Source organism: Crocosphaera sp. Alani8, assembly GCF_038442745.1.
Taxonomy (GTDB): domain Bacteria; phylum Cyanobacteriota; class Cyanobacteriia; order Cyanobacteriales; family Microcystaceae; genus Crocosphaera.
In genome coordinates this window covers 1-15,156 of the sequence record NZ_JARVCN010000300.1, presented here as the reverse complement: position 1 = coordinate 15,156, position 15,156 = coordinate 1, and the positions used below count along the sequence as shown (strand labels likewise).

Annotated in this window: 13 protein-coding genes; 6 read left to right on the top strand and 7 right to left on the bottom strand. The window is 38.7% G+C overall.

The features are described from left to right. Window positions 1-63 precede the first annotated feature (63 nt). Window positions 64-1,557 (top strand): glycosyl hydrolase family 57, encoded by a 1,494-nt coding sequence (locus tag P9B04_RS16245; RefSeq protein WP_342056030.1) that lies wholly within the window; start codon window positions 64-66, stop codon window positions 1,555-1,557. 184 nt (window positions 1,558-1,741) lie between these two features. On the opposite strand, the gene P9B04_RS16240 is transcribed toward P9B04_RS16245, so the two are convergent. From P9B04_RS16240 to P9B04_RS16230, 3 genes are all read right to left on the bottom strand, one after another. Continuing rightward, complete coding sequence (locus tag P9B04_RS16240; RefSeq protein WP_342056029.1) at window positions 1,742-2,299, bottom strand: Uma2 family endonuclease; 558 nt, start codon at window positions 2,297-2,299, stop codon at window positions 1,742-1,744. A 62-nt stretch (window positions 2,300-2,361) separates the two neighbouring features. Further along, a complete protein-coding gene (locus P9B04_RS16235) occupies window positions 2,362-2,781 on the bottom strand; it encodes a DUF29 domain-containing protein (RefSeq protein WP_342056028.1) in 420 nt (139 codons plus the stop codon). 43 nt (window positions 2,782-2,824) lie between these two features. Continuing rightward, on the bottom strand, window positions 2,825-4,195 hold the full coding sequence (locus P9B04_RS16230) for an AAA-like domain-containing protein (RefSeq protein WP_342056027.1): 1,371 nt from the start codon (window positions 4,193-4,195) through the stop codon (window positions 2,825-2,827). 258 nt (window positions 4,196-4,453) lie between these two features. Here P9B04_RS16230 and P9B04_RS16225 point away from each other — a divergent pair, with 258 nt between their 5' ends. Further along, window positions 4,454-4,621 carry a hypothetical protein gene (locus P9B04_RS16225; protein ID WP_342056026.1) on the top strand — a complete coding sequence of 56 codons (168 nt, stop codon included), beginning with the start codon at window positions 4,454-4,456 and terminating at the stop codon, window positions 4,619-4,621. A gap of 494 nt (window positions 4,622-5,115) precedes the next feature. Continuing rightward, window positions 5,116-5,424: a hypothetical protein gene (locus tag P9B04_RS16220; protein ID WP_342056025.1), complete on the top strand. Its 309-nt coding sequence runs from the start codon at window positions 5,116-5,118 to the stop codon at window positions 5,422-5,424. 197 nt (window positions 5,425-5,621) lie between these two features. Here P9B04_RS16220 and P9B04_RS16215 read toward each other — a convergent pair whose 3' ends face one another. Together P9B04_RS16215 and P9B04_RS16210 are read right to left on the bottom strand one after the other, a co-directional pair. Then, the gene (locus P9B04_RS16215) at window positions 5,622-7,103 is read right to left on the bottom strand and encodes an NADH-quinone oxidoreductase subunit M (protein WP_342056024.1); all 1,482 of its coding nucleotides are present in this window, start codon (window positions 7,101-7,103) and stop codon (window positions 5,622-5,624) included. A gap of 27 nt (window positions 7,104-7,130) precedes the next feature. Next, window positions 7,131-9,029 carry an NAD(P)H-quinone oxidoreductase subunit F gene (locus P9B04_RS16210; RefSeq protein ID WP_342056023.1) on the bottom strand — a complete coding sequence of 633 codons (1,899 nt, stop codon included), beginning with the start codon at window positions 9,027-9,029 and terminating at the stop codon, window positions 7,131-7,133. Window positions 9,030-9,370: 341 nt separating this feature from the next. Here P9B04_RS16210 and P9B04_RS16205 point away from each other — a divergent pair, with 341 nt between their 5' ends. Beyond that, a complete protein-coding gene (locus tag P9B04_RS16205; RefSeq protein ID WP_342056022.1) occupies window positions 9,371-9,595 on the top strand; it encodes a hypothetical protein in 225 nt (74 codons plus the stop codon). A gap of 167 nt (window positions 9,596-9,762) precedes the next feature. After that, window positions 9,763-11,442, top strand: coding sequence for a SulP family inorganic anion transporter (locus P9B04_RS16200; protein ID WP_342056021.1), 1,680 nt, complete (start codon window positions 9,763-9,765; stop codon window positions 11,440-11,442). A gap of 32 nt (window positions 11,443-11,474) precedes the next feature. On the opposite strand, the gene serS is transcribed toward P9B04_RS16200, so the two are convergent. Further along, complete coding sequence (serS, locus tag P9B04_RS16195) at window positions 11,475-12,758, bottom strand: serine--tRNA ligase (RefSeq protein ID WP_342056020.1); 1,284 nt, start codon at window positions 12,756-12,758, stop codon at window positions 11,475-11,477. Between the two features lie 188 nt (window positions 12,759-12,946). Between serS and P9B04_RS16190 the strand changes: the two genes are divergently transcribed. Continuing rightward, window positions 12,947-13,372: a GNAT family N-acetyltransferase gene (locus P9B04_RS16190; protein ID WP_342056019.1), complete on the top strand. Its 426-nt coding sequence runs from the start codon at window positions 12,947-12,949 to the stop codon at window positions 13,370-13,372. Here P9B04_RS16190 and P9B04_RS16185 read toward each other — a convergent pair. Further along, the gene (locus tag P9B04_RS16185) at window positions 13,369-15,117 is read right to left on the bottom strand and encodes a HEAT repeat domain-containing protein (RefSeq protein ID WP_342056018.1); all 1,749 of its coding nucleotides are present in this window, start codon (window positions 15,115-15,117) and stop codon (window positions 13,369-13,371) included. The two genes, P9B04_RS16190 and P9B04_RS16185, sit on opposite strands and share 4 nt — an antisense overlap. Between the last annotated feature and the right edge of the window lie 39 nt (window positions 15,118-15,156).

Sequence of the window (15,156 nt, the reverse complement as noted above, 5' to 3'; positions counted from 1 at the left end):
GTGATGGGATATTTCAAAGCTATCAAATTGTCTTGATCAAGATTTGAAGGAAAACCAATAAAAATGATTGCAGCAGCACCCTCATCCAACGGATACCACATTCAGGGGACGAAACCAGGACTACCCCCTATTAGTGGTTGGGAAGCGGAAATCGCCTCAGTTGTACAACACAACGACCCTATTTTTGCCCCTAATTCTAATATTAATCTCGCTAATGTAAAATCGGGGTTCGCTTGCGCCCTTCATATGCACCAACCCACTATTCCCGCCGGTCATAACGGTGCGTTGATTAGTAACCTGCAACATATGTTTGAAAATCAGCATATTGGGGACAACCATAATGCTCCTACTTTTGCTTGGTGTTACAAGCGCATTGGGGAGTTTGTTCCCGATTTAGTTCAAAATGGTTGTAATCCTCGCATCATGTTGGACTATTCTGGTAATTTGTTGTGGGATTTTCAACAAACTCCTCGACACGATATTCTGGAACCCCTCAAACGGATGGCTTGTGACCCCCAATATTATCCTTATGTGGAATGGTTAGGAACGATGTGGAGTCACGCTGTTGCCCCTTCTACTCCTATTCCTGACCTCAAGTTACAGATACAAGCTTGGCAACATCAGTTTGCCTCTCTGTTTGGTTACGATGCTCTGAGACGGGTTAAGGGTTTCTCCCCCCCAGAAATGCACTTACCTAACCACCCTGATACCCTCTACGAATATATTAAGGCTCTGAAAGAGTGTGGTTATCGTTGGTTATTGGTGCAAGAAGACTCTGTGGAACGATTAAACGGGGACGACTTACACAAAAACGGTAATGATAAGTATGTTCCTAACCGTTTAGTTGCCCGTAACTCTAAGGGTGAAACCATCAGTATTACGGCGTTAATTAAAACCCAAGGGTCTGATACTAAGTTGGTGGCTCAAATGCAGCCTTATTACGAAGCTAAAGCCAGAGGAAGACAAAAACTGGGTAATGTGGAAGTACCTAGCTGTGTTTCTCAGATCGCCGATGGAGAAAACGGCGGCGTAATGATGAACGAGTTTCCCGACGGTTTCCGCAACGCTTTTTATGGCATTAAAGATAATAATGAGGGTGTAGTTGGCCTGAATGGCACCGAATACATCGAACTCTTACAACAGGCCGGTGTCACCGAAGATGATTACCCCGTTTGTCAAGCGGTCAGTCAACACAAAATCTGGAATAAAATTGGTACGGACAATGTAACACCGGAAGCAGTTGCCAAAGCTATCGAAGAGTTACAAAAAACAGACGATCGCTTCCACATGGACGGTGCGTCGTGGACTAACGATCTCAGTTGGGTTAAAGGTTATGAAAATGTCCTAGAACCCATGAACGAACTCAGTGCTGGTTTTCACGGAAAATTCGATTCTCGTGTACAACAAGACCCCAATGTGACTCGTACTTCTGAGTACCAGGAAGCTTTGCTGTACACAATGTTAGTTGAAACTAGCTGTTTCCGTTATTGGGGACAGGGTGCTTGGACAGACTACGCTCGCGAACTCTATAACCGCGGCGAAGGTTTCGTTAAATAAGTTTAGTTTTTTGGGTACATTTTCAGCGATCGCTTCTTTAAGGAGCGATCTTTTTTTATGGGGAAATATAGCAGTTCCCATACTTGTGAGGTACAGAAGTTATCTCTTTGAGGCAGAAGGCAGGGGGCAGGAGGCAGAAGTTAGGTGTACCTCATGAGTCCGAGAAACGCTATAGCAATATTCTCTACAGTAAAATTTTTAAGGGTAAAGTAAACCCAGGAATGACATTTTCTGCGTTTAAAATTGCATCAGGGGGATAAGTTGTTATAGAAGCATCTTGACGATAAACTAAAGCTTGACGGTTGTGGCGATCGATCAACCACCCTAACTTAACGCCATTATCTCGATATTCTTCCATCTTATTTTTTAAGACATCTAAGTTATCGCTTTTTGACCTTATTTCGATGACAAAATCTGGAGCTAAATTAAAAAATTCATCTTCACCTTCATCCCACCCTAAAGGTAAGCGATCTTTTGCCACAAAAGCAACATCAGGAGAACGTACTGCACCATTCGGTAATTTAAACCCTCCACTGGAACTAAATACCTCTCCTAAGTCATTTTCTTGTACCCAGGTGAATACATAAGCACACGCTTTTGCTTCTCTATTACTTGATATTTTTCCTGTGGGTGCCATAGTCACTAAAGTTCCATCTGCGTTGCGTTCAAATCTCAATTGTGGGTTCTGAGAACTGAGTTCCATTAATTCTTGATCGGTAATAGTTGAAGTAGTTTGTATCATAAGACTTTAATGAATTCTACTTTAATAATAATAAGTTTAACAGTATTAATAATGTGACCTTATTATTCGGGAAACCAATCAGTTTTAATTTGTTCGCTAGAGTAGGGACAATTATCAGGAAAATTCCAGTCAGAAATTCCGGTTTCGTTAGCAGCATCTGCTCTTGCATCCCCATAAAACTTGGATAAATCTTGCCAATATCGTTTTAAACTAGGGGTATCCCTTAAATAGCGTTTGAGATTATTTCTTTCTCTTTTAATAGTAACTTCCCAAGACCTAGATCGTCTTTCTGGTTGATATTCCCATTTTAATAAATGTTGAATAATTAAGCGAATGGATGATAAAAATCTGTCTCTTTCCCGTTTTCCCAAATCTTCAATCTCTTCTAACACATTGTTCCAATCTACTTCAGTATATCGTTGTTCTTTAATTAGTGATACTTGTTGTTCAACCCATTTTATGATGTCGGTTTCGTAGAGCATTTTTCAATCTTGATAGGGTGTTTGTTTAATATTAGCTTGATTTTCAAAGATTATCAGCAAAATAATGATGATATAGTTGGCAGTTTGATTTAGCTTCATCTCCTACTAAATTAATCAGCCCCATACTTTCTAATTTGTAAGCGAGAGATGGTTCTAATTGTACCCCAATATCGTTTTTTACCACTTCTTTCATAGCTTCTGCTAATTCAGGAGAGGATTGTAAATTATCCCAATGACGGCGTAAATGACTACTATAAATTCCCCCTTGAGTTGGAGCTTCTGCTAATAGTTGATTTTGAGAAATATTCTTATACAATAAAGCATCTAGTGCCAAACGAATTAAATAAGGATGTCCTCCCACCATCTCGATTAAATCTGTAACAAATTTTTCTTTTTCAGCATCTTCTGACCAATTAAATCCATAATAACTAGCTAACTTTAAGACTTGTTCTGAATTAAATCCTGGTAATTTAACTTGTCTTCCCACGTTAAAAGGGGACTGATTGGCATCTAATTTGATGTAAACTTCGGTGGAATTGGCCATCACTAACCGTAAGTTTTGCCAAACTTCTAAGTTATTGGCTTCTTCGTGCCAATAGCGTAACATGGGCAAAAAATCTTGAGCGATTTCTCCGTACTCAAAAATGCGATCTAAATTATCTAAACCTAAAGCTAAAGGGCGATCTAAATTTTCTAAAACATAACTTTGAAAATAGGTTTTACAACTGACTAAACTACCAAATAGTTCTTCATCCCAGTAATCATTTAGCTGTGGTTTTAAGTTTAATTCTCTGCTAATATTAGCACAAAACCATCGCAAAAATTTATCTAAACTACTAAACATGGCGGATTCAGCCGATCGCAGATTGAGGTAAACTTTGCAACATTCATTAGCTTCTACATGGGCTAAAATAGTTTTTAAAAGAGAAGTTTTGCCCATCTTTTCTGGTGCTTTAATACGTATTAAAGCACCCGGTTTTAAGATAGTGTGACAGCAATCAACTTCAATGGGAGGTCGAGGAATATAAATGGGAGAATCGATTTTGATAGGGGTGCGAGTGTCCACTACAGGAAAGGTTGTAAAGCTAGGTATAGCTAGAGCTTGTTTCCATTCAGAATATTTGATATCTTTTAACCATTCTCGTAGGATTTGAAATTTTCCTGGTCCTTTGCTGCGGGGGTCTAATTCTGGACATCCATTGGGTTTTTCGCTGGAAAAACAACTATATAATTCTGTCATTTGTTTTTTATAGGTTTCGTGACTAGCTGCTTCTGCTAGTTCCCATACTTCTGTGTCTGGTTTGCGCCAATTTTCATAAGCAAACCTGACTAAAAAAATTTCCCTTAATCTTCCTTTTAAATTTTGATCGTTGGCAACTTCTTTGAGGAACTGATCCCAGTTTTTTGGTTTCATAGCGATCGCATTGTGGTAACGTTAGTTAAAATAACAAATTACTGGCTCAATGGGGCTTAAAAAAATCCCCTAATCTAGAACAGTTATATTATTCTACTATTTTCTACTTAATTCCATGTTAGACCTTTCTATAAATGAGCAAAATTAGTGATCAATGGGACTGACATTTCCTAGAAGGATTTCTATGATGAGTCTAGAGGGTAATAATCCATTGGTAGAACCCTCGAACTAGGTGTGAGTTAAGGAGATGACCTAACCATGAACAACAAACTAACTTTCAAACGTAAACTAGCAACTGTCGTAGCGATTTCTGTTTTAGTGTTTTTCGGCGTAGAAACCGTTGCTGTCGCTAACTCTAACCCTTTTTATGATAGTTCTACTCACTATAGTAAGGACTGTCGTGGGGATGATAAGGATGAGTGCTAAATGTACCTATCCTTGTTCAAGGGAACAGAGAAATACTGTTACCCGTTTCCCCAAAAGCAACAACCTTGGTAAACCTGAGTTCGGAGTTTGGAGTTTGGAGTTGAATCTTTCTTAACGAGAGAATCAGCCTTATATACTCTTAATTATGACTAACTGTCTATAAATTTTCTTATGCTGACATCCTACACCAGTACATAAAAACTTAAATTAGTAAGCCGTCAGCAGTCAGCGTTCGGCTTTCATCTCTTAGCTAAAAGCGTTAAGCTTATGTTTGATCTCACTCACAGCAGGTGATAGAGATTGATATGTTTCAACTGATGGCTGATAGCTGAACGCTTACAAACTAGCCAGTTTTATCGAAGGTGCAAGATGTTAGTATGCAGAACTCAGGTTGGTAAACTCCCCTCATGACACACCTAAACACCTAAAAAAGCTAGGGTAAATCCTAGCTTTTTCCAATATTTTACAGGTTAATAGTGAAAATATAGATAAATTTGGTAACTAGTGACACTCCTCCCGACGCTGATCCAGTGGGTACAGCGCGGGCTTCCCTACCTCACGATAGGACGTTACTGCTTCATCGGTCTTTTCTAGATACACAAATGTTGCCATTCACATATCCCCGTCCAGATACCTCCACAGTCAGCACCACCGACTATCCATCGGCTGCAATGTATCGAGTTTTTATCCAGAAAAACTTTTTTCCCCGTTTCCAGCTTCTTAGCATTGTTGATTGTCTGGGACAACCTAGGGACGCATATCTCCACTGGCTAGAACGATGGGTTTCGCCCTTTAACTTTTGAGCCTGTTTCCAGGTGTCAATTACACTTTTCCAATTATATCATTTTTTGGTTAAGTCTCAAAGCTGCTGCCCCTGCTTTCATGAGGGGCTGTCTGAGGAGGTTTCCTCCTCAGTTTATACGCCCCATCCCGACACTGACCTTCGGTACAGTGCGGGGCTTCTCGCAGGGAAGCTAAATCCAATGAAGCTAGAAAGGAATTAGTTTGCTTTTGCTTCTAGTTTAGACTGTCCGGTTAGCAATAAAACGGTTTGTGGTTCACTCCAACGCACCATCCAACTAGGTTGAAGACCTAAAATTACAATTAAGACGGCTAAAATAAAAGCAGGGAAACGCTCAGACCATAAAACTTTTGGTATTTGCGATAATTCAGGATTTAAACGCCCAAAAAATACTTTATTAACCATCAACAAGAAATAAACCGCAGTTAATCCGCTACCCACCAGACAAAGTAAGGTTTGTACAGGAAAAATGGGAAAACTACCTCTAAATACCAAAAATTCGGCAATAAAACCTACCATCCCAGGAATTCCTGCACTGGCCATCACGCCTAAAATAATTAAACTCCCTGTGATGGGTAAACCCCGTTGAGGGTTCAATAAACCCCGTAAAAAGTCCACGTCTCGACTGCCTGTTTTTTGGTAAACCACTCCAACGAGCAAAAATAACATGGCAGAAATCAAACCATGACTCACCATTTGAAAAGTAGCTGCTGTGATACTTAAAGGGGTACTTGCCGCCGCCGCCAACAAAATGTAAGCCATGTGAGCAATAGAAGAGTATGCAACTACCTTCTTCATATCTTTCTGCACAATTGCACAGGAAGCCCCGTATAATGCACTAATAGCCGCTAATGTTGCTAACCAAGGAGCAATATAGGTCCAAGCATCTAAGAATAACCCCACACCGAAGCGTAATAACCCGTAAGTTCCCAATTTTAATAAAACTCCTGCCAATAATACCGATACCGGGGTGGATGCTTCCACGTGAGCGTCAGGTAGCCAGGTATGGAAGGGAAAAATGGGAATTTTGATCCCTAAACCCACCAGTAAGGGGACTAATAATAAAATTTGAGTGGAAAGGGGTAGAGCTTGGGAATTCAAAGGGTCATAGTCGAATGTGGATGCCCCTGAGAGCAAGATTAGTCCCAAAAATGAACCTAAAACCAAAAATCCTGAAATAGTGGTGTATAAAAGAAATTTCATGGCGGCGTAACCCCGTTTACTGCCACCCCAAATAGCGATGAGGAAATAGAGGGGAATAATCTCTAATTCATAGAATAGGAAAAATAACAGTAAATCTTGGGCTAAAAATGCCCCGAAAACTCCAGCATTCAAAATTAAAATGAGAGCATAATAAAACCTAGATCTCTCAACGGTTTTATCGCTGGAATAAATAGCAATTAAGGTTAATAAACTATTTAGTAAAACTAAGGGAAAAGATAATCCGTCTACCCCTAGATGATAGTTTAAGCCAATATCTGCAATCCAAGGAATATACTCGATAAACTGCATCTGAGGATTACTAATCTCGAATTGAAAAGCAATCCTCAGAGTGTAAATAAATAAAATACTGGCGAAAACAAGAGCTAAAGAACGATAAAATTTATCTTCTTTTTGTACTGGCAAAAAGGCGATTAAAATAGCTCCTATTAACGGAATCACAATTAAAGCACTGAGCATGATTATAAATTTTCTCCTAGAAAGGGTTTAGGTTGGCAAAAAGTTTGACCAAAAATCCGTAATTAATGACCATTGACCGTTTAAAATTAACCACAAAAATAAACCAACGCTAATCAAAATTGTTAGCACATAAAATTGAGATTGTCCTGATACATTGTATTTCAAAGCATTACCACTAAAAATAGTAAACAAACTAATTAAGTTAACTGCGCCGTCTACTATATAGCGATCAAACCAAACGGTTATTTTAGAAATGTTTGCTACCAATGCCACCACAGTAACCTCATAAACTTTATCTAAATAAAAATCATAGGCAAACAAATCTTGGAAAAGACGTAAATAACGATTAGCTAATCGCTCCCAGGCACGACGAATAGGTCTAAAAATTCCCACTAAACACCCCAACAAACCCGATAAAATGACTAAAGGGATTCCCCATTCAACTGCCAATGAACTATTAGTTGAAATCGGTGTAGTTTGGGATAACAATAACGACCAGCGAATGGGTGCTAAAGGTGCAATCAAAGTAAAAATTGTTAATGTTACCATAGGGAAAGCCATCGGCCAGGGGACTTCTGGGGCGCGACGGGTTTTCTTTTGAGGTGTACCCAGGAAAACAGAGCGAAAAATACGAGTTAGGTTAAAGGCACATAGACCATTGACAAACAATAGGATAGCTAATAACCATAGAGATACGTTCCACGAACCATCTAACCATTTTGCCCAAGTCCAGAACATTCCCATGGGTAGTAGTGCCACCATCCCAGCAGAACCTACCACAAAAGCGGTGGTGGTGGCGGGCATTCTTGACCATAAACCCCCCATTTCTGTAATGTTTTGGTCGCTGGTGGTTAAAATTGTCGAACCTGCACTCATAAATAGTAACGCCTTCGCGATGGCATGGGTGAACAGTAGCAAGAAGGCAATGTCCACGTGACCTAAACCCACGGCAATAAATACTAACCCTAAATATGCGCTGGTAGAATGGCATAAAGCTCGTTTAATATCGATTTGGGCCATAGCTATGAGGGATGCACCAATAGCGGTAACAACCCCCAAAATAATTAAGACATCAGAAGCAATGGGGGATAAGGTAAACACCGGTTGTAACTTAATCAAGACGTAAGCACCAGCAGAGACAACAATGGAGTTACGCATGATACCGGCAGGGTTGGGTCCTTCCATTGCCTCGTCTAACCACAAATTTAAAGGAAACTGGGCGCATTTGCCTGTGGGACCAGCTATCAAAGATAAACCTAGTAATGTGGCAGTTAAGGGGGGAACAGGGTCGGTTAATGCCCAATTTTCTAACTGCGAAAAGGTTAATCCTTCTCCGTAACTCGATAAGGCCACTAAACCCATTAACAAAATGATATCCCCTACCCGTTTGGTTAGAAATGCGTCCCTAGCGGCACTTACCACCAGTGGTTGAGCGTACCAAAATCCTACTAAAAGATAGGTTGATAGGGTTAGAATCTCTAAAAGTCCGTAACTGAGTAATAAGGAGTCGCTGAGGGCAATACCCCCTAAAGCAGCTTCAAATATGCCCATTAAGCCAAAAAACCGCGCTAAAGACCAATCTTTTTCCATGTAGCCTAAAGCGTAGATTTGAGACAGAAGACTAATAACTGTAATTAACTCTAACGCCCCCAGACTAACGGGGGATAACTCTACGGATAAAAATAAATCTAAGTCGGCAACACTGAGCCATTTAAACAGTAATTTTTCCGTTTCCCCTTGCCAAATTAAAATAAACGCAACAGAACCATGAACAAATGATAATAGGGTCATCAAAAGGTTTAAATAAGCGGCTGGTCGTGGCCCTGTCCGTTGAATAATCCCCAAAGACCAGGGCAAAGTTAAGACCGCACCTATTAGACAGTAAACTGGGACAAACCAACTGCTGTGTAATAAAAAATTATTCATACAGTAACCTAGGAAAAATAAAGCAATTTTTTACCGCTTAGAAAAATTTAGCTTAACAATTATCGAATAATAGCAGTTTTCCTTTGCATAGATTATTAAATTTCTAGCTTTGAGGCAGGAGGCAGAGGGCAGGAGGCAGGAGTTAAACTGTAGTTTCCACTCAATTGAAAATTGCTGTAAATCCCCTTATGGTAATATTTTTGTTTTGTTTTATGCTCTATAAAATTAAGATTACTTGGGAATAATTAAAAAATTTAAACTTCTTCGCTTTAAAGATAGAAAGTTGAACATTTGTAAAATTGTCTTGACAAAATAACGTATAAGATTATTATTAAGTCTTAATGTCTTCGTTTGTGTTAATAGGAGAAGAATTCCCCTGTTTAACTGCTATTGTAGCGTTACTATTACTAGCTTGTGTGTTAATTACTATGTTAACAGTCAAAGAAACTAGGCAGATAGGGTGGTATGCTCTAGAAGTAGTGATGACTGATTTGAGTTTGACGGGGTACGTTTTTGTGCAGCATCATAATTTCCATAACTCGGGGTTTCAATTGGTAGAAAAATAGGATGGTTTGCCAACTTTAGAGCTAAGTCAGGTGACATCAGCTAACAACAATTGTAGTCCCTTAGTTCTTTGAGCATAAACCTCGACTACTTTATCGATTTTATAAGAAATAATACTCAAACTTAACAGAAAAAATCGTCACCATCTCTTTACTGGAAACATTGAACCATGCAAATAACCAATCGAATTCATTTTAGGAATCTCAAGGGGGATATTTTTGGCGGGGTAACCGCAGCTGTGATCGCCCTTCCCATGGCCTTAGCTTTCGGGGTTGCTTCCGGTGCCGGTCCTGCCGCCGGTTTATGGGGTGCAGTATTAATCGGTTTTTTTGCGGCCTTATTTGGAGGAACCCCCACCCTTATATCCGAACCCACAGGACCGATGACAGTGGTAATGACGGCCGTTGTGACGCAATTAACCGCTAATAACCCGGAAAACGGACTCTACATGGCTTTTACCGTTGTCATGATCGCAGGGGTCTTTCAAATTCTTTTCGGCTTACTAAAACTAGGTAAATATATTACATTGATGCCCTATACCGTCATTTCTGGCTTTATGTCTGGTATTGGCTTAATTTTAATTATTTTACAATTTGGGCCGTTGTTAGGTACTCCTAACCCCAAAGGGGGAGTGATTGCGGCCCTAAAAAATGCGCCTACTGTGATCGGTTCTCTGGGTACCCATACAGGGGAAGTTATCTTAGGGGTGTTAACGGTGGCAGTGTTGTTTTTAATGCCCTCCAAACTGAAAAAATATGTACCTCCTCAGTTAGTGGCCTTGATTGGATGTACTTTACTATCTATTTTCTTGTTTTCTGGGGCTAATATTAAAACCATTCCTGAATTTAGCACGGGACTACCTTCTTTAATAATGCCAACTTTCACCCTGGAACAACTCAATAGCATGATCATCGATGGTTTGGTATTGGGGATGTTAGGTTGTATCGACGCGTTGCTAACCGCCGTTATTGCCGATAGTTTGACCCAAACTCAGCATAACTCCGATAAAGAGTTGATTGGTCAAGGGGTGGCTAACTTAGCCTCTGGTTTACTGGGTGGTTTACCCGGTGCCGGTGCCACAATGGGAACTGTAGTTAACATCCAAGCAGGGGGACGTACTGCCCTATCTGGTTTATCCCGCGCCTTTATTTTATTGATAGTTGTGGTTTGGGCTGCCCCTTTAACCCAAAATATTCCCTTAGCGGTGTTAGCTGGTATTGCTTTTAAGGTGGGGATCGATATTATCGACTGGAAATTCCTCAGACGGGCCCATGTTCTTTCTTGGAAGGCAGCATCTATCATGTACGGGGTGATGTTACTGACTGTTTTCTACGATTTAATTATTGCGGTAGGGTTAGGGGTATTCGTGGCTAACATTTTAACCATTCAAAAATTAGCTAATATTCAAGCTGATGGGGTTAAAGCGATCGATACCCACGAACACGAAAACATATCTTGTGACATTGCTAAACATCTATTACAGGACGCAAAGGGTAAAATTATCTTGTTAGACTTAAGCGGCCCGATGAGTTTCGGCGCAGCCAAGGCCATTACCCAACGTCAAGCTATTTTAGATAACTACAAGATTTTAGTTATTGACTTAAGTGGCGTTCCTTTGTTGGGTGTGACTGCAACCCTCGCACTAGAAAAAACCATCGATGATTCTTATGATAAGGGTTTGGAAGTGTTCATTGTGGGTGGAGAGGGTAAAGTTCAAGAAAGACTAGAAAAATTCAACATCTTAGATCGGGTTCCTGGCCATCACCAAGTTGGCGATCGCGTAACTGCTTTACAAATGGCCGTCGAACAATTGGATAATTTATCTTTCCAATCTAATGATACCTACTAATTCCATCAGGTGGGCATTGCCCACCCCATAGCCTATAAAATATCTCGTTTTAAATAGGGTTGTAAAACATCAGGAATTTTAACAGTTCCATCTGCTTGTTGATAGTTCTCTAAAATAGCAGCCATTGTTCTCCCAATGGCTAACCCGGAACCGTTCAAAGTATGCACATATTGGGTTCCTTTTTTGCCTTTTTCTTTAAAGCGAATATTTGCCCGTCTTCCTTGAAAATCCCAACAATTAGAACAACTAGAAATCTCTCGATAACTATCAGAAGAAGGTAACCAGACTTCTAAATCGTAACATTTTGTTGCCCCAAAACCTAAGTCTCCTGTACATAATTCTAAGACTCGGTAAGGTAATTTTAATGCTTGTAAAATGGCTTCTGCATCCTTGACTAATTGTTGGTGTTCTGCTTCTGATGTCTCGGGGTGGACTACTTTTACTAATTCAACTTTATTAAATTGATGGAGTCGAATTAGTCCCCTTGTATCTTTACCGTAACTACCAGCTTCTCGACGAAAACAAGGAGTAAATGCACAGTGTTTAATGGGTAACTTTTCTGCTTCTAAAATTTCGTTACTGTATAAATTCGTCACAGGAACTTCCGCAGTGGGTGCCAACCATAAGTCATCATCAGGAACTTTAAAACTTTCTTCTGCAAATTTTGGCAATTGTCCGGTTCCTTGTAAAGCGGCACTATTAATTAAAACTGGAGGAATTACCTCTAAATATCCTGCAGCTATCTGTTGATCTAACATAAAGTTAATCAACGATCTTTCTAAGGCAGCACCAGCACCAACCAAAGTAATGAAGCGACTTTGTGCAATTTTAACTGCTCTTTCTACTTCCAAAATACCTAATCTTTCGGCAATTTCCCAGTGAGGTAATACTTCAATTTTAGGTAAAAATTCGTCTCCCCATTTACGAATTTCTACATTTTCTGTTTCATTTTTTCCTATAGGTGTAGATTCACTGGGAAGGTTTGGTAATTGTAATAATAATGCTTCAATTTCTGCTTTTAATTGTTTTTCTTGTGGTTCGAGTTCACTGAGTTTAGTTTTAACCGTATTGCCTTCTTCTTTTAAGGTTTTAATTTCCTCTCCTTTGGGATCAACTCCGCTTTTAATTTTCTGTCCAATTAACTTACCAATTTCATTACTCCGGGCCTGCAATTCGGTGCGAATAGATTCTAGTTCCCTGGTGGTGCGATCCCGTTCTAAAATAGGAGTTAAATCGTATTCAGCGGAAGCACTACGACGGTTTAATAGTGCTTGTATGGTGTCTGGAGTTTCTCGTATCTGTTTAAGGTCTAGCACGGACAATATTACCTTGTTATATACATTCCCTTTGATCAGAATAGCTGATTATGTCTGCATTGATCTATAAATTTTCACCTAACTTGTTGATTTTGTCTATTAAAAAAAATAAGTTTTACTTATTTTTACAACAATGATAGAGTAGGTCAATTAGAAACTTATCTAAAGTTATTATTATTTATACTACTATGAGTTATGAAATTATTGAACAATTTAATGCTGATCAAATTCAAGACTTACGCGAGCTTTATAAACTTTCCTGGTGGGGTAATGATCGGGAAATCCCAGATATTAAAATTATGTTGGATAACTCCGATATTAATCTGGGAATTTGTGAAAAACAAAGCCAAAAATTAGTCGGATTTACTCGTGTCTTAACTGACTACATCTATCGTGCTACTCTTTGGGATGTTATGGTAGCACCTAACTACCAAAAACAAGGATTAGGCAGTCAATTAATGAACGAAATTTTGCATCATTCCAAATTAAAGAATGTTGAAGTGTTTATCTTAATTTGTTTACCCGATATGATTCCTTATTATGAAAAATTTGGCTTTACCAATCATGATGGAAAATATCAATTTATGACTTGTGATGGTACTGTTAGTTATTAAACATAAGCAAGTTGTCGATTACGGAATAACTGGATAAAGGTATCACTAACGGTATGATCTTTTGTATCAGCAGCATATTGAATTAAGTCTTCTCGTAATTTTTTAGCAACATCAAATGGCATCATGGTTGCTAAGAGAAAATAAACCCCACGAAATCGAGAATCACTGATATGATCTAGTAATCTGTTTTCATTTTCTGGTTCGAGAAAAGTTTGTACAACAAAAAAGTCTTGAATTTTATCATGACGAAAATACCATTCTATTTGGGTCGTATTTTCTTGTGTTACTTGACGACTAATAACCATTTTATAGCGTTCCATACATTGTAATTCTTTTTGCCAATTTTCAGCAGGAATTGTATATTGATCATTAAGTCGCATTTGATAAACTGCTTCAGAGAAATCTTTTAACGGGAATTTTTTAACTGGATATAATTGATCATAATCTTCTGCCATCATCTCATATTGTTCTTGTTGTAACTTTAAAAGATTGGGAGTTTTATTTTCTGCTAACATTTGAGCAACAACGGTTAATTCCATCGGATTAGAAAGCATTCGACGGATAGCAATTTTTTCTTCATCAGAGTTTTGTTGTGCTAAAGTGTTTGTTAAATAATCTCGACAAACTTGTTTATATTCTGTTTCTTGAAGGGGAGTATTTGAAGGTAAAATTGTTGTTCGAGAACATAAAAAGTCTTCAATTTGTTTTTCTTGTAAAGGTTGTAAAATATAACTTTGAGCTGTAGAAGGAGGTGTCCATTCTAAGGGTTGAGTTGCCATAATAATATGGCCTTTAAAGTAACTTTCGACAAAATTAGTAATGTTAGCTCTAGTATCTGGAGTCACTTCGTTTAAACCATCAATACAAATATCAATGGCACCACTATAAATGAGATTCTTTAAAAAATTAGGATCTTCTTTGATATGACCCTGTAGTTTATTTTTAATAGCTTCTAGTACCCCTTGATCGCATTTTTTAGCAGGTAAATAAACCACAGTATGTTGAGACTTTTTTGCTAAATCTCTGAGAAACATTGATTTTCCTAAGCCAGATTCTCCTTCAAGAATTAGTTGGCCTTTGATTTCAGAAATAACCTCTGGTATCGGTTTGCTTTCAATTGTTCCTGCTTTCTGTTTAACATGGGAATTAGGAAAATAGGCATTAGGATCAAAGCTATCTAAATGAGCATCAGCTAATAAAGAATCTTTAAAAGGTGCAAAGAGTCTCGAACGGAAAAAAGGAACCCAAGTTAAGGCAAAATCAACATACCAAAGACCTACCCATTTACGAACTTTAGGATTCCAAAAAAAGATCGCTTGGACGAAAGGATATTTAGGATAACAAAAGATTAAAAGAAGCCATAAACTACCATGAACAAGCCAACCTCTCCCTACTATTTGAAATATAGATCTGTATAAATATGAGCTATTTGCTTGTCCTAAATGGTAGATAGTACCTTCAAGATCTTGTATTTGCTTTTGCTCAAAATTATCTTGATTAGCCCTCAATACTTGAAGAGCAGTTTCAAATTCTTTGAGCAATTTCTTAAAATTTTCCCTAGATATTTTTTGTGGTTCTGTTCTAATTATATTTTCAAGTTTAGAACCAATATTAACTAAGGCTTCAGCCGCTTGATAACGAAAATCACTATCTTTGTTAGAGATTATGGCGGTTAAAGTTACTACTGCCTTAGGTGAACTCCAGGGAACATCACCCAAAGCCAAAACAACCTGGCGTGGGGACACGAATACCTGAAAGCCTTACCAGATGACGAAAAGAGCCAA